Origin of the sequence: uncultured Thiodictyon sp. (genome assembly GCA_903837595.1) — a bacterium.
GTDB lineage: Bacteria > Pseudomonadota > Gammaproteobacteria > Chromatiales > Chromatiaceae > Thiodictyon.
In genome coordinates this window covers 1-17,869 of record CAILVI010000055.1, presented here as the reverse complement: position 1 = coordinate 17,869, position 17,869 = coordinate 1, and the positions used below count along the sequence as shown (strand labels likewise).

Sequence of the window (17,869 nt, the reverse complement as noted above, 5' to 3'; positions counted from 1 at the left end):
GGCTGGAAAAGCTGCCGCCCGATTTCCGTGCGGTGTTCGATCGCGCGCTGATGGACCCCACATCACCCACCAACGCCCGGCGCCTCACCGAGCCGGACGGCGCCTTCCTGCTCCAGCACGCCGACACCCTGCGTGCGCTGCCCACCCCGGAGGAGCGCCAAGCCGCCATCCGGCAACTGCTCGGTGAGCCCTTCGACCAACACCTGAAGGACCAGGCCGCGATCAAGCCGGCGGCCCCCGCGCCGCTCGCCCCCGGTGCCATCTTCGAGCGCACCGCCCCCGACGGCACCGGTGAGCGGGTCGTCATCGAGCGACTCAACCCGGGCGATGATGCGCAGCAGGATGACCGCCTCTTCATCCGCCGTGTCGCCTTCCTGAAAGACGGCACCTGGACCCCGAGCGAGATCGAGCGCCCGCGCCACATGGCCGCCCGCGAGTTCCGCAAGCGCTTCCCGGATGCCGTCGCCGCGGGCCCCGTAGGAGCGGCCCCCGGCCGCGACGAGACCACCGCGGCGCCCGCGTCCGACACCTCCTTCGGTCCCCACGCCACCATGGAAGAAACCGCCGCCAGGGCCCGCGCCCTGGCCGCCCAAAAGGCCCAGGCCAAGGCCGCGCGCCGGGCCGTCAAACCGGAACAAGACGACCTGGTGACGGCCATCGCCAAACTGGGCGGTATCAGCCACGCGGAGGCCAAGTCCCAAGGCATCGACCCCGCCGCCTTCAAACAGCAGGGCTTCGGCGGCGTCTTCACGCGGGACGGCGACAGCTTCGACGGCCTGGCCGAACGCCTGGACCAGTACGGTTACCCGGTGCGCAATGCCGAGGGCCGGTATGACTCCAGCGTACTGCTGGACCTGGTGCAAGCGGCACTGAAGGGCGAGCGGGTCATCTCCAACCGGGGGGCGGACGCCGAGGGTGCGCGACTGGATGCAGAGCGCGTCGCGCAGGAAGCCGCCGCCGCCGCCCCCGCCATCCGTGCCGCCTGGAATGCCATGAAGGCCCCGCAGCGCCAAGCCTGGGCCAAGCGCGCCAAACTGCCCGGCGGCACCCATCGGCGCCCCGGCGAGGCGCTGCGCGCGCACGAGGTGGAGCGGTTGCATACCGCGCCGGAGCAGCCACCCGTAGGAGCGGCCCCCAGGCCGCGACCCGTAGCAGCCACTCCGGCGCCGCAGACCGGCGAGGAAACCGGCCCCTTCGGCCCGATCGCCCGCCAGTTCCACCACGATGCCCAAGGCGCCATTGCCTGGCTCAAGGAGCGGCAGACGGGGGAGGCGGTAGCCGCGCTGCATCACCCCGATGTGGGGGATATTGATCTGGTGTGGGGGGAGGAGGGAACTGCGCGGAGCGATGGCAGCGGGTTGGCCAAACTCGTCAAATGGCACCCCGAAGTGCTTGGGGACTTGCAGGGTTTTATCTCATCATTGACCGTCAAACAACGTGATAAGAAGCGCATCCAGTTATGGGATGGTGCCGATAAACGGGCCGTCATCAAGCTGACATTCGACGAACGGCGCAAACTATGGCTGTTGACCGCTTACGAGAAAGAGGGAACTGGACGCGCCACGAGTCCGGACACTGGCGCACTTGATGGAGAGGGTGACACCGCTCGCCTCTCTTCCAGTTCTGATTCTAGTGTAGCAGGTGTCGGAAGCGCCCCCAGTGGAATCTCAGCGTCGGCCGGGCGTGGAGACGAGACGTTAGCGCATCGGCAGGCGCAGACCGACCAAGGAGAAGACTTTTCCCTTACCCAAGAAACCCCCGCCGACCTGGCCCGCATGGAACAGGAACGCCGCGCGGCCGACCAGGCGCCGCGCGCGGCCAAGGCCAAGGAGGCGGCGGACGCCCAGCAGGGCGACTTCAACCTGACCGGATCGGACCGGACGGCCGACGAGTTGGCTGCGCGCGGGCAGCAGTCGCTGTTCGACGACGACGTGCCCTTCTCCCGTGACCCCATCGTCAGCCCCGAAAGCCAACTCGCCCCCCACGAGCACCCCGCCGGCCTGTCCCTGGCCGAAGCCCAAGCCATCGCCGATGACTTCGGCGCGCGCCTGCTGGGCGCCTCGGTCGAAAAGGTCAAGGTGCAGGTGGTGCAGACCCAGGCCGAGGCCTTCGGCGCCGACTCCCGGCAACGCATCGGGCGCATCAAGGGCGCCTATGACCCCGACACCAACCGCATCATCCTGGTCGCCGAGCACCTGCGCGACCGGGCCGACGCGCAGACCGTGCTACGGCACGAGGCCATCGGGCATTACGGCCTGGACCTGCTGACCCCGGCCGACAAACAGACCTTCCTGGAGATGGTGGACGCCGCGGCCGATACCACGCGCTACCTGCGCCGGCTCAAGGCCCAGGAACAAAAGCGCGCCAAGCCGGGCACTGACCGCCTGGTGATCGCCGAGGAGATGTTCGCCAAGCTGGCGGAGCAACGCCGCTCCGACCTGGGCACCGCCTGGGATCGGCTCTTGCTCTGGCTGCACGGCAAGTTGAAGGCCCTGGGGCTGGTGACTGGCCGGCCGAATCTGACCGTGATGCGCGTGCTCGCGGCCGACCTGGCGCGCGCCATCAGGGCCGGGCAGGGGCGGCAGAACGGCACCGGACAGGCGCCGGTGCGCTACTCGGGGCTGCTCACCGATGCCCGGCTGGCGGGGCTGGTGAAGCAGTACGCCAAGGCGGACGGGGCGCCGAGCGCGGCGGAACTGGCGGAGGCGGTGCGGCAGTACCGCGCGGTGGAGGACCGGTATGCCGACGTCCTGCGGGCGCATGACGAACAGGGGCAGGCGCTGCCGGCGCCCAACGGAAAACCGTCTAAACTGAACCGCGAGCAGTGGGTGTTGGTGCGGACCGACAACTTCAAACGGTGGTTTGGGGATTGGGACGCGCTGGCGCGCCAACGTGAACACCGCGCACTGATCGATCGGGCGCTCGCCGATACCGCGTGGCAGCAACGCACGCTGATTGCCGAAGGATATGACGCGGACCCCAGCGGCAAGCTGTCTGACGCCTTCGGGTTCCCCGTCGCGCGGACCTATCTCACCCCCGACGACATCCGCAAGACCAACAAGCGGCACGGTGCCGGCAACGAGCGGCGCACCGACCAGGTGGGGCTCACTCAGGATGATTACGTCAAGGCCTTGGAGGTGCTGCGCGATCCGGAAACCTTTAAGAACACAACGTCAAACAACGGCAAACCGTCGGCCGAGTTTGGACGGATGTTCAGCGACGGGACCTATGTCGTGGCCGAGGTTGAGATTGCCGAGCCGGGCGGGGTGTCGATCAAGTCCGCATGGAAGAAGGTACCCGGCAGGAATCATGAAGGGGCGCAGCCCTTCCCGATCCGTACGTCCAGAACCGCTGCCGGGGTTGGTTCAAGTATTTCCTCGGCTACCCTGCTTGTCAACCCGGACACGGTGTCACAGGTGGTCGACGCCAACGGCGAGCCGTTGGTGGCGTATCACGGTACACATAGGGATTTTTCCGAATTCGACCCGTCGGCGCCGGAAGCGAACCCCCACGACTTTAACGCGCTTGGCATGTCCTTTACCGACGCCCAAAGGATCGCCAATAACTATTCCGATGCGTACTATGACTATGATGCCGGGGAGCTGAGGCATGGGGGGCGTGTCTTACCGGTATTCGTTCGCTTGGCCGCCCCGTTTGAAACCAACTATGATGACTTGGCTAGTAAGAGCAGTCGCGCAATAAAAGGGCTAAGAAGCAAGGCGGAGGCGCAGCAAAACGATGGTTTTAAGATCGGGCGTTACAATGGTCAGGACGGATATGATTATCTCATCTGGGATAGTCGACAGGTCAAATCCGCCATCGGCAACGCCGGCACCTACGGGCCGTCGAAAGACATGCGCTTCGCCTTCGCGGGCGAACGGGCGGCGACGGCCGACACGCACGCGCTCGGCCGGGCGCAGGAGTGGCTGGCCGACGGGATGACGGCCGACGACGTGCGGCGCAAGACCGGGTGGTTCCGCGGGGCGGATGGGAAGTGGCGGTTTGAGATCAATGATTCTGGCGCGATGCTGCGCACCAAGGTGGGGGGCGCATTCGAGAGTAAGCCGGCAGGGATGGAAGCCTATGCGCCACTGGGCGCGGTACTGTCGCATCCGCGCTTATTCGATGCGTATCCGTCGCTGCGGCTAATGCAAACAGACATTATCATCAACCCTGATGGTAAGGCGAAAGGACAATACGGGGAAGGCGCTATTACGGTCGACGCGCGCAGCGAAGAGGAGGCGTTATCGATCCTGCTGCATGAGATTCAACACGGCATTCAGCGCGTCGAAGGATTTGCGACCGGGACCAACTTGCAAGCCGTGCGTGAGGACTTGCAACAGACCGCGCCGGAGTTACTGGCGTCCTATACTCGAACTGGGGAAACGCACAAGCTCCTCGCGGACAGGTATCGACGCTCGGCCGGCGAAGCCGAGGCCCGCAACGTCCAAGCCCGCCAGCACCTGAGCACCATCGAGCGCGAGAACACCCCGCCCGGCTCGACCCAGGATGTGCCCGGTGATGACGTCATCGTGCGTTTCAACGGCCGCGAGATGCACAGTGCTCCGCGGCCGGAGAATGCGGGGCAACCCGCTGATAGCGTCCGCGAGGATGTCATTCAACGCGCGACGCCAAAACGCTCGGCAGCTTCCATGGATCAGGCCAAAACCGCCGCCGCTAAGTTCGTTGGAAAGCCTCTGGAAAACGCGCAGACCAGGTTAGTGGCGGTGGTGTCGAACAACAACCTCGGAAAGATGACGAGTCACAAGGCGGTGGTGAAATCAACTTCGGGGCGTGACCATGCGCTTGCGGTCGCAAATGCCGATCAACTGTTTCGTAATGCGATCTTGGATAGTAGTCATCCGGATGTCCGCGGCGAGCCGACGATTGCCGCCATGCACAGGTATGTCGCGCCGATGATATCGGAAGACGGAAGCGTCCTAGCGGTGAAGATGACGGTGAAGGAAACGACCGGGCCGCGGGAACCAAATCCGCTCTACACGATAGAAACGCTGGACGTAGAAAAGCCCACCTTGATGGCCCCTTCGTTAAAAGGGATTGAGCGGGGCATCGGCGTCAGTGACGTTGCGACCTCCCCCACAGGTGGGCTTTCTCCGAGAGTACATCACGCTCTCCAGGAAGTAAAGGATGCGCTGGCAAATCAAGACGCTGGCGTGCGCTTCAGCCTCGACACCACCACCGCCGACCTCGACGCCGCCGCCCCCGGCCGTTGGCAGCGCACCAAAGACTTCATCACCTCGCGCAGCGCCAAGCTCCTGCCGGCCGCCCTGGGCACCGTGACCCTGCACCAACTGGCCGAGATCGCCAACCCGCAGCTTCCCGGCATCCTGCGCTATGACGACCTGCGCGGCCAGATGGAGACCTACCGCAACGACATGATGGAGGAGGCCGGCACCTTCGCCACCGAGGTCTTCTCCTCCTGGGTCTATGGCGGCAAGGGCCGGCCGCTGTTCCAGTACCTCAAGCCCAAGGTCACGGCCGAGGCGCGGGCGCTGTTCGATACCATCCATCAGGCCACCCTGGCCAACGAAGACCCGTCGGAAGGGCACAAGCCGCTGTCCTTCGTCCAGGCCCTGGGGCCCGGCTGGCCCGACGAGCGGATCGAGGTCAGCGAGGCGTCGCTGGCGGACCTGCGGGCCAAGCAACAGCGCTGGTTCAAAGACAAGGAAGACCGCGCGCGCGTGCCCTACGTGATGGCCGCCATTGCCCGGATCGAACAGTTGATGCCCAAGGAGCGCGCGCGCCAGAAGGAGCGCCCGGCGCTGGAGAAGGCATGGAACGCACTGAGCAAGGGCCGCTTCTACGGCAATCAGGGCCAGGGGTGGCAGACCAAGGAAGACGCCCTGCGCGCCCAGCAGGAGATCGACCGCACCGAGACCAAGCCGACCATGGTCAAGCAGAGCGCGGACGGCCGCTGGTTCGTCCAGGCGTACGGAGCGCAGGAGATCTACAAGGACGTGCGCGACCTGTACAAGAAGCGCGACAAGGAGCGCTTCGACGCCTACCTGGAGCGGGTCCAGAACTCCGGCGTGCTCCAGGATGACAACTCAGCCGCGGCGGAGATCGCCCGCATGCGCATGGAGTATGAAGCCTCCGTCACCCGCAATGGCGAGGTGAAGGTAGAGCCCTACTTCCCGCTCTACCGCCAGGGCGACTACTGGGCCTCCGGCAAGCTCTACGTGGATAAGGCGCCCGAGGCGGCGGTGTTCTACCAGGACGATGCCGCCAAGACCCCCTTTGAGACCGAGAAGGCCGCCTGGGCGGCGGCCAAGAAGCGCCCGGAACTGGAACGCTACAACCTGCGCGCGGTCAAGCTGGAGGGTGAAAAGGGCTGGACCCTGCGCGAATTGGGCACCGCCTACTATGACCGCTTCAACTCCCCGCACGAGGCCCGCCAGGCGCGCGCGGCCATGACCCGCGAGGGCTATGCCGACATCAAGGGCGGCATGGTCGACAAGAAGTCGCAGCCGATCGAGGGCGTGAGCGAGGGCTTTGTGGCCGATGCCATCGACAAGCTCAAGGCCACGGGCGACGAGAAGGCCGCGGACCTCCTGCACCAGCTCTATCTGGAGCAGCTCCAGGAGATGAGTCAGCGGATTCACTTCATCCACCGCAAGGGGGTCGCGGGTTACGAGGACAACGCGCTCAAGGCCTTCGGCCACACCATGTTCCACATGGCCCACCAGATCGCCAAGACCCGCTGGGAACCGCGCCTGGCCGAACAGATCCGGGTGATCGAGGAGAACAAGAAGGAGCGCACCGATCAGGGCGAGATTACCGACACGGCCGACGCCTACTTGGGTGAACTCAAGAAGCGCCACGACTGGGTGATGAATCCCGAGAACGCCCCCTGGACCAGCACCACCGCGGCCCTGGGCTTCTTCTGGTACCTGGGTGTCAGCCCCGGCGCCGCGCTGGTCAACCTGAGCCAAACCCCGCTGATCGCCTACCCGGCCCTGGCCGCGCGCTTCGATGACTGGGGCGGGGCGCGCAAGGCCATGCTCGGGGCGCTGTCGGACGTGCGCAAAGGGATGGGCATGGACAACCTCAAGGGCGCCCTGACCGGCCGGCCGCACCCGGTGATGCCGGCCAACCTCAGCGGTGAGGAACGCGCGGCCATCGAGCAGTGGACCCTGCTCGGCGTGCGCGACGTAACCCAGGCGCACAACCTGGCCGGCATTGGCGACTCGGACCGCTGGAACAACTCACCGGGCGTCACCCGCGTCATGTCCATCCTCTCCGCCGGCTTCCACCTGGGGGAGATCGTCAACCGCGATGTGACCCTGTTGGGCGCCTACCGGTTGGCGCGCCTCAAGGGCCAGAGCCATGCACAGGCGGTCGAGACCGCGGCGGAACTGACCGTGCTGTCGCACTTCGACTACGCCAACGCCAACCGCGCCCGCTTCATGCAGGGCGACGCGGCCAAGGCCCTGTTGATGTTCCGCTCCTACAGCCAGGGCGTGCTCTACCTGCTCGGGCGCTCGGTGTGGCAGGCGACCAAGGGCGAGAGCGCGGCCGTGAAGCGCGAGGCACGGCAACGCCTGGTGGGCGTGCTGGGTATGACCTTCATGGCGGCCGGCACCGCCGGGCTGCCGCTGATGGGGGCGGCCTTCATGGTCATGAACCTGGTCGCGGCGGCCTTCGGTGACGATGACGAACCCTGGGATGCGGAGGTGGAGTTCCGTTCCTGGCTGTCCGCCAACCTGCCGGGCTTCCTGGCCAAGACGGTGGACCGCGGGGTGGTCAATGCCGCCACCGGGCTGGATCTGAGCGGGCGCGTGGGGCTCGATAGCCTGTTGTTCCGGGCTCCGAATCGCGACGAGAACGGCGCCAAGACCCATGACTACATCGTGGAGCAAATCTTAGGCCCCTTGGGCGGCATCGGCGCCGCGCCGTTCAAGGCGTATGACGACCTGGTGGAAGGCCACCCGCACCGCGCGCTGGAGGCCATGAGCCCGAAGTTCCTGAAGGACATCCTGAAGGCCGAGCGCTACACCCGCGAGGGCGTACTGAACCGCCGTGGCGACCCCGTGATGGGGCCGGATGAACAGCTCAACGCCTGGGAACTGGTGTGGCAGGGCCTGGGCATGAGCCCGGACAAGGTCGGCGCAGCCTTCGACACCGCCAATATGCTCAAACTCTACGAGGGCCGCATCGTGCGCCGGCGCACCGAGCTACAGACCGCCTTCGCCCTGGCCGCCAAGGATGGGGACCGGGAGGCCGAGGCGCGGCTGGCGCCAAAGATCCAGGCATGGAACCTCAAACACCAGCAGGACCCCAAACTGCTGATCACCCCACGCACCGTGCGCAACAGCGTCAAGGCCGGCGAGCGGCATACCCAGCGGGCGCAGTCCGGGGTGGAGCTGCGCCCCGGCACCGAGCGCCTGCGCGAACGCCTTGGAGCACCAGGATGAATGACCCGGTCGAACACCCCGCCCACTACACCGCCCACCCCTCCGGGGTGGAGTGCATCCAGATCGCCGAGCACATGAACTTCTGTCTCGGCAACGCCCTGAAATACCTGTGGCGCGCCGGACTCAAGGGCGATGCCGTCGAGGACCTGGAGAAAGCGCGCTGGTACATCGCCCGCGAGATCAGGCGGCGCCAGGGCGCCCCTGTAGGTGCGACTTCAGTCGCACCGGCCGGCCATGATGAACGCTGGGCGAGCGCTCAGATGCACTTGGCCGAGACGGCGCGCAACGCGGGGTAGGAGCGGCCCCCAGGCCGCGACGGGTAGCCGCCACCGCGGCGCCGCTGGTCAGCCGCTGGCTAGGCGTATCGTGGACCGCATGCGTCGCAGTTCCCTCGCCACGCGCCGCCGCCAGCCACCGCGAGCGAGCGGCAGTAGGGCGGCGGGTATCAGGTGCTCGACAAGTAGCCGCCTAGCGGGTGCGTAGCGATGCGGCGACGGCCGTGGGATAGCCCCCGTCGGCGGTAATAGCCGGGGCTGCAGGGCTTCCTCCTCGCAGACGGCGGGGATTTCGATATCCAGTCGCAGCAATAGTCCGTCGGGCGTGATCTCCCGGCGCAGTCGCGGGTGCGAGTGGGGCGCCCGCAGTCAATGCGTCAGGCTGTGGCGTTCTTCGCGGCATACCCATCGTGCCATGCCTGTCTCCTGCTGTTTTCTGCAAAACGCCTAACTTACCGGCGGCAGCCGATCGACGATGGCGACCGGAATCCCCCCAAACGTGACCCTTCCCGCGCGGGCTTCGGCAATGTACTCATCCGGAGTTGTGATGTCCGGTCGGTTGTTGAGTGGGTCATCTGGCAGGCCATCGGCCCACGCATACCGTATCTGTGAGGATGAAAAAATCAGCGGGCTTTGGCTAGGAGGCAATGCCTTAAGCAACTCCCGCAGGTTCTTCTCGTTCGTGTAACTCTTTGTACTCATAGCGCTCACTCACTCCGGGGGGATGATCCGCCGTTTCTTCACCACCACAGTGGCCGTGGACTTCGGCGCCGCAGCGGGCTTCGCTGCCGTTGCCGTCGGCTTCGGCTTCTTCGCCTTCTGCTTCGGCGGCTTGGCCGCCTTCTTCGCCCGCCGGGCCGCGGCCGCTGCCTGAATCTGCGCCTGGCGCTCCAGGGCCAGGGTCCGCCGCGCCTCCCGATCGATGGCGGCCTGCGCAGCAATCGCCCGGTCGCGCTCGATGCCCTCCACGGCCACCGCCGCGGCCTCCTCGGTCACGCTCCCGACGGGTTGCCCCTCCAGATCGATCCGCGGCGCCCCGGCGAGGAGCGTGCGGCGATAGGTCAGCCGCGCGCAGTGGGCACGCAGCGCCTCGGCCACCTGCCGCGGGTCCAGGTCCGGGCGGGTGTCCGCCCAGGCCATGATGGCGTCGCGAATGCCGATCGCCAGCGGGCGGATGGCCGCGTCCTCGACGGGGAAGGCCAGCGGGAAGGCCCCGCGCAGGGCCAGCAGGGCGGGGGAGGGTGGTCGTTTCGGTTTGCTCATGGTCGGTGCCGTGATTTGTCCGCGTCCGTGCGGGATTGAAATAGAAGATGGGGCGGCTCAGTCCGGGCGGTCTTCGGTGACGATCCACACGAGGTTGATGCCCTGCGACGTCTTGCCTTGCTCCAGGCCGTAGATGTCCAGGCTGACCGCGGAGTCGACTAAGTCGCAGTCCACCTCCACCGGCCAGTGCTCGGGATACTCGGCCAGCAGGTCTTTCAGTTCGCCGACGGTCATGCCGCCCACCCCAGCGCCGCGCGCAGTTGATCGAAACAGGCTTGCTGCTGCTCCAGCATCAACCGGGCACCCTTGCCGCGGTTCATGATGGCCTGGAGCAACTGGATATTCACCATCACGCACTTGCCGTGGTCCAGCTCCAGCGGGTGCAGGGCGGCGATGACGGCCGCCGGATCGCTCAGATCGGCGCGGCGACGCAACTGGTCCAGCAGGACCTCGCGGTTGTGGGCCGCGGACGCCAGGCTCAGCTCGAGGATTTTCTGCTCGATGGCACCGCGCACCTTGGGATCGTCCAGGATGTCGCGTGCCGGCGCGGGCTGGTCGACGGGTTTGGTCGGCGCGCTCGGGGGCAAGGCCGCGCGGGCCGGCTCCACAAACCACTTGCCGCCGTGGGTGCCGGTGCCGGGGACATACCGCAGACGCAGATCGCCGCAGGTCTCCCCGGTGTGGCGGCGCAGCAGGGTCGCCAGCCGGCGCGCGGCGCCGCGCCGATCCGGCGGACAGCCCAGGGCCGCGAGCGCGGCGGCCACGCGCGGCTGTACCGCGGCCCCGTCAGCGAGATCCACTGCGCGGCGTGGGCGCGGCCCCCAGGTCGCGTGCCAGACCGCCAGGAAGTCGGACCATGACGCCTGGTCCGGGTCCACGATGAGACCGCGGGCGGGGCCGGGCGCGGGCCGCGGGGCCGGCTGGCCCTGGGTCACGGCGTCGAAGGTGCGGATGACCTGGATGTGAAAGGCTGGGCTGATCCACATGGCGTAGGCGTAGACCAGTTCGCGGACGACGTAGGTGCCTTGTTGACCGTTCCCGCCCATGACGATCGCGACGGGCTCTAAGGGCTTGATTCTAGCCGCTCCGGGAATTCCCGGAGCGGCTGAATTCAACGGCTTACGAAGTTCCGCGATCAGGGCTTTCGCCTGTTCAGTACGCTGCCAGTCGGACGGCTGGTGGCGCTTCTCGCCGCCGGCGGCCTTGTGCAGGTCGTTCAGGCAGAAGCGCCCGTCCTCGTCCTCACGGATCGCGGTGTCGGACAGGTACAGGGAAGGGGATGCGGGGAGCTGGGACATGCGAAAGACTCCTGGTGATGGCTTGGAGTCCGCCGACGCTGATGACAAACAGAACTGGCGGCGGACTGTGCGCGGTTGTCATAACCGGACCAGGGGCCGGCAAGCCTCGCGGCTTCCGCGCACCGCCCACCATAAACGGGAGGCACAAAAAATGCGCCTGACGCGGGGGTGGCGCTTCGCGCCTGGGTTCCGGGAATGACAATCCCGACCGCTGGAACCCCAGCGGCAGGGCAAGCCTAGCCCCGGGCGGGCGGGGTTGTCAACCCGGGCTGCGCGCGGCCGAACTGCGGGTCGTCCCACAGCCGCTCGAAATATTGGGTGTAGTGGCTGAACCCGCGGGAGGGTGAGCAGAATTCGTAAGAGACGGTCTGCTGACTGGCAATGCCATAGAGATAAGGACCGATGAACAAGTGGCCGTCTGCCCGAAAATAAAAGTCCTGCGGAAGGCATACGTAATGCCGCAACTGGACCGCCCCCGGGTCCTTGGCGAGCCGTTGAAGTTCCGCGACCCATGCCTGCAATTGAATGATCGTGTTCTTGATCTGTCCGGCCACTTCATTTTCGTCACGCTCGCGCTGGGCCACAAAGGGTGAGTCGGGATCGGGGGCCAGGATGCGCAGGCGCAGCCCCTTCCGCACCTTCTCCCGCACCACGTGGTCCTGGCTATCACGAAAGGATTTCAGGCCCCAGGCAATAATGTCGATGTGACTGTCCGTCATCATAAGGGCGTCATCCGCGCTGCGGTTCATGTCTTGGCGTGTGCGAAAGATGGCGACCAGCCCCCAGTCGCGGACCACCTCGCGGATGCTTTCGGAGCGCACCAGATAGCGCGCCGTCAGCCCCGAGACGACGGCGCTGGCGAACAACGAACACCCGACACTCAGCCAGATGGACTTGCCGTCAGTCCCCATGTCGAACAGTGCCCCGACCGCGATCGCCAAGAGTCCGACCGCCAAGAGCAGCAGATTAATCCATCGGGCCTGCATGCGATCCAAGGCGCGGTGCAGCTTCGTCTGTATCGTCATGGGGTTTTTCTCCACCTGCGGGACTTCCATGGGATTATAGCGCCAGGTCAACCCATGTAGGGCCGCCGGTTGGGGCGACGCAGGAACCCCAACGCCCCGCCGCTGGACAGGCACCCAATCCGTTACTACACTCGCTGCATGATCACCTTCGACGCGGCCAAGCGCCGCGCCAATCTCGCCAACCATCGCATCGACCTCGCCGCGTGCGAGGCGGTCTTCGACGGCTTCATGTCCACCGCAGAAGACCGGCGCCTGTCCTACGGTGAGCAGCGGTTGCAAAGCCTGGGTTGGCTGGTTGATCGGGTGGTCTTGCTGGTGTGGGTCGACCGTCCGGACGGCCCCCATCTGATCTCCTGTCGCGCGGGCACCAAACATGAAACGCAACGCTACTTCCAAGCCCTCGATCAGCCCTGAACAGCGGGCGGCGGCGCTGGCCGCGGCCCCGGAGCACGTGGACGATCCGGACTGCCCCTACGATCCCAACGATCCGGCCGCCGTGGCGGAACACTGGAAGGACCCCATCACGAGCCATTCGCTCGCCGAACTGCGCGGCACGTTGGCGGCGCGTCGGCGCGGCCCGGGGCGTGCGCCGGCCAAGGTCTCGACGACGATCCGGCTCGACGCGGATGTGCTGGCCGCCCTGAAGGCCACCGGTCCCGGCTGGCAGACGCGCATCAATGACGCCATGCGGGAATATATCGAGGCCAGGCGCTGAGGGCCGTCGGTTGGGGTGGCGATGCGTTGGCGATCACGCGGGGAGAGGATGCGCAGGCGCCTATTCTTGCGGAGTGCCGTCCGCGAGATACGCTCCCGAGTTAACGGTGACTTTGGTTCCGCCCGGCGAGGTGAAGGTGAAGGTGCGGTGGTCGGCCGCGCCGGAATCCAACAGATCGGCATATTGGCGGAGTACGGCAGCGCGTTCGCGGATAAACACCCCATCGCCGATGGTGTCGTTTTCCATGAAGATGGATGATGTTCTGACGTTGTGGGCTTTGTTCATCACGGTGTCCGGTGGTGTTTCAGGGGGGGCCGAAGGCACCTCAAAAGGCGCCTAAGACGCGCCGACCGGGCCAGCAGCGGCGCGGCCTGGCGGGCCATGTTTAGCGGTCATTGTCTTAGGCGTCCAGTCCTTCTTTTATTTATAAATCATTTCGTTACATGATAATAAATCGGTCATGCGTCACTACAAGGCTCCAGTCTGATCCGCCGCCGTCCGGCGGCTTATGGGGTGCCCACAGGCGGTCGACCACGGCGTTAAGCGCCGTTAGTACCTCACCAGGTCGATTGACCAACCTACTGTCGGCACCCCCTGGAGCCTCACCCCGATGCTTAAGTGATTGCGGGCCGCCGCCCCCAACTGGGGCCGCGGCCCAGGGGGGCGTTGCGTCCCAGAAGGGTGGCGGCCGCCCCCCGGGGATCGAAGTTGGCAGTGGTGAACGCCAGTCGGGGCTCGCTCGCCAGCCGCCGATATTGGTCGCGGGCGTGGTCGATCAGTGCCCGCGGGGCGTCCAGCAGGGTCTTGACCAGGGCCGCGGCCGGCGCGTGGTAGAGGGTCAGAATCTCCACCTGGTGTTCGCGGTGTAGTCGGGCGGCCTCGGCGTGGACATCGGCGCGCCGCGCCAAGGCGTCGCCGCCATAGGGTACCGGGTGTGCGGTGGCATGGCCCGGGGAATCGCCGATCAGTACCAGCAGTCGGCGGCGCTCATCACCCCACTGGAGCCAGCCCGCCGCGGCCAATGCGTCGGCCAGTGCGTCCACGAAATCGCCGCCCGGGGTGGCCGTGAGGCGCGTGAGCAGCAGGTCGGTCAGGGTGGCCGCAGCCAGCGGGAGGAGCAGGTGCTCCGGTCGGTCGTAAGGCAGCACGCGTAATCGGTAGGCGGGCATCAGGTCGGCGGCATAGACGCCCAGGGGCGGGGCCTCGTCGCCAAAGGCGATGACGGCGAACCGGCAGCCCTGGCCGGCCGGGCCTGCGTCGGCGAGTTGCCGGAACAGTTCCACCACCGGCTCGACCACCGCGGCCCACAGTTGCGGCTGGTTCAGCAGGAAGTCGTCCAGCACCAGCGGGGGCGCCGCGTCCGCTTCGGCAAGTCCGGCGAGACGCGACGGTGGGGCGCTATCGGCGGTGCTGCGGGTGGTCGCATCGATCACCAGACAGATGTCCCAGGCGGACCGCGGCGCGGGGGGCGGGATCGGCGGCAGTGGACCGTAGGCGCTTTCCACCGGCAGGAACAGGACTTGGTGGCTGCCGGCTTCAAGGACCGGCTCGCCCTCCTCGGTGAGGTGCAGCGCGCAGCGGACCACCTCGCCGGCTTGGGCGCGGACCTCGGCGCGCAGGCGTGGCTGGCCCCCGATGGCGATCAGCAGATGGATGGCATCGGCGCCTGGGAGGCACTCCAGGCTGAAGTGGTACTCTCCGGCCTCAGCGGCTTCGAGCGGCAGCGACTGTGGCACCGCCCCGTCTGCCGGGATGGCGATGAGCGTGATAGAAGCCGGGGTGAGGTGCGCGGGTGGTGGATCGATATCCATGGTCGATTCTCGGTGTGCGGTCGGGGTGCGGGTGGCCTCCCCGCGGTCTGATGGTGATCCTAAGACCGCCAATTATTCACGCCAAGGCGCCAAGCTCGCGAAGAATTAAAATCGGGCAGGTGACGTCAGCAGATCACCCGTCGGCGCAATCGTCCAAAGCCGGCCACTGACTGAATAACCTTGGCGAGCTTGGTGCCTTGGCGTCGCAGCTTTCCGTGCAAATTTTTAGGTGTGCGATGTGCCTGTTTGGTCAAGCTGGACATGCGGCGTCAGCTTCCGGCGCCGACGGCGGCTGGCTGATTGGTCGGCTCTTTCCGCCGACGTGTCTTCTGTGCGGTGCGCCCGGTGCACACGGGCGCGACCTGTGTGCCGGCTGCGCGGCGGAGCTCCCGCACAATCGCCTCGCCTGCCCGCTCTGCGCGCTCCCCTTCGACATGGCCTTGCCCGCTGGTAGCGTCTGCGGCGCCTGTCAGCGGCGCCCGCCGCCCTTTGCGCGGGCGCTGGCCGCGCTGCGTTATGAGACCCCCATCCCGACCCTGGTGGGTGCTGCCAAGTTTCGCGGCCGGCTCAATCATGCGCGTCTGCTCGGGCAGCTATTGGCGGACGCGGCGCGCGCACTGCCCGCGCCCTGGCCCCAGGTGCTAGTGCCGGTGCCGCTGCACCCGACCCGGTTGGTCGGGCGCGGCTATAACCAGTCACTGGAGATTGCCCGGGTGGTCGGGCGCGCCCTGGACCTGCCGGTCGATGGCACCTGTTGCCGCCGGGTGCTGGCAACGCCGCCCCAGGCGGGGCTCGATGAGCCGGCGCGCCGGCGTAATATTCGCGGGGCCTTTGCGGCACTGGCGCCCTTGCCCTGGCAGCAGGTCGCCATCCTGGACGACGTGGTGACCACCGGGAGTACCGTCAGTGAACTGACGCGGGTCCTGCGCCGGGCCGGCGCGCGGCGCGTGGAGGTGTGGGCGGTGGCGCGCACGCCCTGATGGCTCCCGGATGTCCCCAACGGTCAGTCCCGCCTGTTCAGGTACCCGAACCGGCGCACCAGCAGCCAGGCGCCCCAGGCCAGTGCCAGCACCATGACGAGACAACCGAGTACGCGGCTCAACCGGGCGATCCCGTGGTCCCACTCGAGCAGTCCGGTCTCGCCCAGCAGGTACTGCCAGTCGTGGAATCCATAGGGGGACGAGTCGCCGAAGTTCCCGCCCAGCAAAGGCAGCACGCCGGCGCGTGCATCATTGATATAGGGTGCGATGTCGAGAAAGTTCTCGCCGAGCCACCACAGTGCGACGGCGGCGCCGAAGGGGTCCCGGGTCTGGATCAGCAGCACGCCGCAACAGATGGCCGGCATCAGCAGTTGGCCCAAGGTGCCCCCCAGGGACGTGACCCGCTGTCCGAATGGACGAAACAGGATGTGGCCGAACTCGTGGAATGGCAGGTTAACACTGTGGAGGAAGGATCTCCCCACGGCGCCGCTCTCCACCGAGGCCAGCATCAGGGTCAGCCCCCAGACCAGGAGCACTGCCCACAAGGTTGTGCGGGCACCGAGCGACAGCCAGTCCCCACCGGGCGTGGCCGGGAAGAACAGCGAATCCGGTCCCTGCGCGGCGCCGTGATGGGCGGTTCGGGCGCGCGCCCGCGATATCGGCGCCGGGGGCGTCGCGGGAGCCTCTCCAGCTCGGCGGGGGTGATACTTATAGTATTTTGCGAAGACGATACCGCACCGGGCGCACATCAAGTTGGCGTCCGGTTGTTCGGCACCGCACTTGGGACACTGCATCGACTGGCCGTTCACCTCACTGATCCTCTCAGCTTTTCGGCAGGAGCGAACCCCGCTTAGTTTAGTGCCAATTACCGCCCAGTGCTGTCACGTGCTCTTACGACTCCAGACTCGCACCGGAATCTGGCGCCGCTGGTCGCTCGCTTAGCCACCAACCGCCTTGCCCGGCGCCCGCCGCGCGGCTAAGATAAGCGCCATAAGTACATCAACAGTTACTTATGCGCTCGCGGATGGTTGATGTTTCTATCCGTAAGCCAGTTTCGATGACCATGGCCCGCAGCCGGGAACCAAGGGCAAACCAGGCCCGACGTACCTGACAGTCTTGTAACCTGTAACGCAGTGGAGATTTCATGACGGTACCTATCGCGACTAGCCAGACGATTCTCGTGGTCGGCGGTGGCATCAGCGGCATGACGGCGGCACTCGAAGCGGCGGAGTGCGGACGTGACGTCGTGCTGGTCGAGCGCAATCCTACCCTGGGTGGACGCACTGCGCAGCTGTACCGCTATTTCCCCAAGATGTGCCATCCGACCTGCGGGCTCGAGATCAATCTGCGGCGACTCAAGGCGAACCGCCGCGTGCGGGTGCTGACCATGACCGAGGTGGCGGGCATCATCGGCCGGCGCGGCGATTATCAGGCGACGCTGAAGATTCGCCCACGTTATGTCAACGAGACTTGCACCGCCTGCGGCGATTGTTCGGCCGCGGTCAGTGCTGAAATCCCCAATCCATACAATTACGGGATCGACACGATCAAGGCTGCGCACCTGCCGCACGCGATGGCGTACCCGCAGCGCTATGTGCTCGACCCGTCGATCATTGGCACCACCGACGCCGATCAGGCCAAGGCGGCGTGCAAGGTCGGTGCCATCGATCTGGAAATGCAGGAAGAGACGGTCCAACTTGCGGTCGGCGCGGTGGTCTGGGCGACCGGCTGGCGGCCCTACGATGCCGCGAAGATCCAACCCTACGGGTACGGACGCTTCCCCAATGTCATCACCAGCGTCGAGTTCGAGCGGTTAGCCGACCCGTCCGGGCCGACCGGCGGCAAGCTGCTGCGGCCATCCGACGGCAAGGAGGCGAAGAACATCGCCTTCATCCAGTGCGCCGGCTCGCGCGACGAGAATCATTTGCGTCACTGTTCGCGCATCTGCTGCATGGCTACACTGAAGCAAACCCAGTATGTGCGCGAAGCCTGCGGTGAAGGCGGCAAGTCCACAGTGTATTACATTGACATTCGCGCGATCGATCGCCTCGAAGACTTCTACGCGAT

General features: G+C 66.4%; 14 protein-coding genes. 6 read left to right on the top strand and 8 right to left on the bottom strand.

Annotated elements, in window-relative coordinates; translation table 11 throughout:
• The first annotated feature begins 50 nt into the window (after positions 1-50).
• On the top strand, positions 51-8,435 hold the full coding sequence (locus QZY44_RS02960) for a PLxRFG domain-containing protein (protein WP_295442023.1): 8,385 nt from the start codon (positions 51-53) through the stop codon (positions 8,433-8,435).
• Positions 8,432-8,731 carry a DUF3310 domain-containing protein gene (locus QZY44_RS02955; RefSeq protein ID WP_295442021.1) on the top strand — a complete coding sequence of 100 codons (300 nt, stop codon included), beginning with the start codon at positions 8,432-8,434 and terminating at the stop codon, positions 8,729-8,731. The genes QZY44_RS02960 and QZY44_RS02955 overlap by 4 nt, the downstream gene beginning before the upstream one ends.
• 426 nt (positions 8,732-9,157) lie before the next feature.
• Here QZY44_RS02955 and QZY44_RS02950 read toward each other — a convergent pair whose 3' ends face one another.
• The 5 genes from QZY44_RS02950 to QZY44_RS02930 all read right to left on the bottom strand — a co-directional run bounded on the left by QZY44_RS02950 (position 9,158) and on the right by QZY44_RS02930 (position 12,296).
• Positions 9,158-9,412, bottom strand: coding sequence for a hypothetical protein (locus tag QZY44_RS02950; RefSeq protein WP_295442018.1), 255 nt, complete (start codon positions 9,410-9,412; stop codon positions 9,158-9,160).
• 9 nt (positions 9,413-9,421) lie between these two features.
• Positions 9,422-9,973: a ProQ/FinO family protein gene (locus QZY44_RS02945; protein ID WP_295442015.1), complete on the bottom strand. Its 552-nt coding sequence runs from the start codon at positions 9,971-9,973 to the stop codon at positions 9,422-9,424.
• A 57-nt stretch (positions 9,974-10,030) separates the two neighbouring features.
• Complete coding sequence (locus tag QZY44_RS02940) at positions 10,031-10,207, bottom strand: hypothetical protein (RefSeq protein WP_295442013.1); 177 nt, start codon at positions 10,205-10,207, stop codon at positions 10,031-10,033.
• On the bottom strand, positions 10,204-11,271 hold the full coding sequence (locus tag QZY44_RS02935) for a KilA-N domain-containing protein (protein WP_295442010.1): 1,068 nt from the start codon (positions 11,269-11,271) through the stop codon (positions 10,204-10,206). Before QZY44_RS02935 ends, QZY44_RS02940 begins: the two co-directional genes overlap by 4 nt.
• A gap of 236 nt (positions 11,272-11,507) precedes the next feature.
• Complete coding sequence (locus tag QZY44_RS02930) at positions 11,508-12,296, bottom strand: hypothetical protein (RefSeq protein ID WP_295442007.1); 789 nt, start codon at positions 12,294-12,296, stop codon at positions 11,508-11,510.
• A 138-nt stretch (positions 12,297-12,434) separates the two neighbouring features.
• Here QZY44_RS02930 and QZY44_RS02925 point away from each other — a divergent pair, with 138 nt between their 5' ends.
• Together QZY44_RS02925 and QZY44_RS02920 are read left to right on the top strand one after the other, a co-directional pair.
• On the top strand, positions 12,435-12,710 hold the full coding sequence (locus QZY44_RS02925; RefSeq protein WP_295442005.1) for a BrnT family toxin: 276 nt from the start codon (positions 12,435-12,437) through the stop codon (positions 12,708-12,710).
• The gene (locus QZY44_RS02920; RefSeq protein ID WP_295442002.1) at positions 12,670-13,011 is read left to right on the top strand and encodes a BrnA antitoxin family protein; all 342 of its coding nucleotides are present in this window, start codon (positions 12,670-12,672) and stop codon (positions 13,009-13,011) included. The genes QZY44_RS02925 and QZY44_RS02920 overlap by 41 nt, the downstream gene beginning before the upstream one ends.
• Positions 13,012-13,071: 60 nt before the next feature.
• Here QZY44_RS02920 and QZY44_RS02915 read toward each other — a convergent pair whose 3' ends face one another.
• On the bottom strand, positions 13,072-13,296 hold the full coding sequence (locus QZY44_RS02915) for a hypothetical protein (protein ID WP_295441999.1): 225 nt from the start codon (positions 13,294-13,296) through the stop codon (positions 13,072-13,074).
• 329 nt (positions 13,297-13,625) lie between these two features.
• The gene (locus QZY44_RS02910; RefSeq protein WP_295441996.1) at positions 13,626-14,822 is read right to left on the bottom strand and encodes a hypothetical protein; all 1,197 of its coding nucleotides are present in this window, start codon (positions 14,820-14,822) and stop codon (positions 13,626-13,628) included.
• A 236-nt stretch (positions 14,823-15,058) separates the two neighbouring features.
• Between QZY44_RS02910 and QZY44_RS02905 the strand changes: the two genes are divergently transcribed.
• Positions 15,059-15,802 carry a ComF family protein gene (locus QZY44_RS02905; RefSeq protein ID WP_295441993.1) on the top strand — a complete coding sequence of 248 codons (744 nt, stop codon included), beginning with the start codon at positions 15,059-15,061 and terminating at the stop codon, positions 15,800-15,802.
• 23 nt (positions 15,803-15,825) lie between these two features.
• Here QZY44_RS02905 and QZY44_RS02900 read toward each other — a convergent pair whose 3' ends face one another.
• Positions 15,826-16,611 (bottom strand): zinc ribbon domain-containing protein, encoded by a 786-nt coding sequence (locus QZY44_RS02900; protein ID WP_295441991.1) that lies wholly within the window; start codon positions 16,609-16,611, stop codon positions 15,826-15,828.
• 395 nt (positions 16,612-17,006) lie between these two features.
• Between QZY44_RS02900 and QZY44_RS02895 the strand changes: the two genes are divergently transcribed.
• The coding region (locus QZY44_RS02895; protein WP_295441988.1) for a heterodisulfide reductase subunit A at positions 17,007-17,869 on the top strand (863 nt) is incomplete at its 3' end.

Coding starts and splice junctions, on each gene's coding strand:
- QZY44_RS02960 (WP_295442023.1), top strand. CDS start 51: ATGGACCCCACATCACCCACCAACGCCCGGCGCCTCACCGAGCCGGAC.
- QZY44_RS02905 (WP_295441993.1), top strand. CDS start 15,059: ATGTGCCTGTTTGGTCAAGCTGGACATGCGGCGTCAGCTTCCGGCGCC.
- QZY44_RS02935 (WP_295442010.1), bottom strand. CDS start 11,271: ATGTCCCAGCTCCCCGCATCCCCTTCCCTGTACCTGTCCGACACCGCG.
- QZY44_RS02915 (WP_295441999.1), bottom strand. CDS start 13,296: ATGAACAAAGCCCACAACGTCAGAACATCATCCATCTTCATGGAAAAC.
- QZY44_RS02945 (WP_295442015.1), bottom strand. CDS start 9,973: ATGAGCAAACCGAAACGACCACCCTCCCCCGCCCTGCTGGCCCTGCGC.
- QZY44_RS02930 (WP_295442007.1), bottom strand. CDS start 12,296: ATGACGATACAGACGAAGCTGCACCGCGCCTTGGATCGCATGCAGGCC.
- QZY44_RS02950 (WP_295442018.1), bottom strand. CDS start 9,412: ATGAGTACAAAGAGTTACACGAACGAGAAGAACCTGCGGGAGTTGCTT.
- QZY44_RS02925 (WP_295442005.1), top strand. CDS start 12,435: ATGATCACCTTCGACGCGGCCAAGCGCCGCGCCAATCTCGCCAACCAT.
- QZY44_RS02940 (WP_295442013.1), bottom strand. CDS start 10,207: ATGACCGTCGGCGAACTGAAAGACCTGCTGGCCGAGTATCCCGAGCAC.
- QZY44_RS02955 (WP_295442021.1), top strand. CDS start 8,432: ATGAATGACCCGGTCGAACACCCCGCCCACTACACCGCCCACCCCTCC.
- QZY44_RS02910 (WP_295441996.1), bottom strand. CDS start 14,822: ATGGATATCGATCCACCACCCGCGCACCTCACCCCGGCTTCTATCACG.
- QZY44_RS02920 (WP_295442002.1), top strand. CDS start 12,670: ATGAAACGCAACGCTACTTCCAAGCCCTCGATCAGCCCTGAACAGCGG.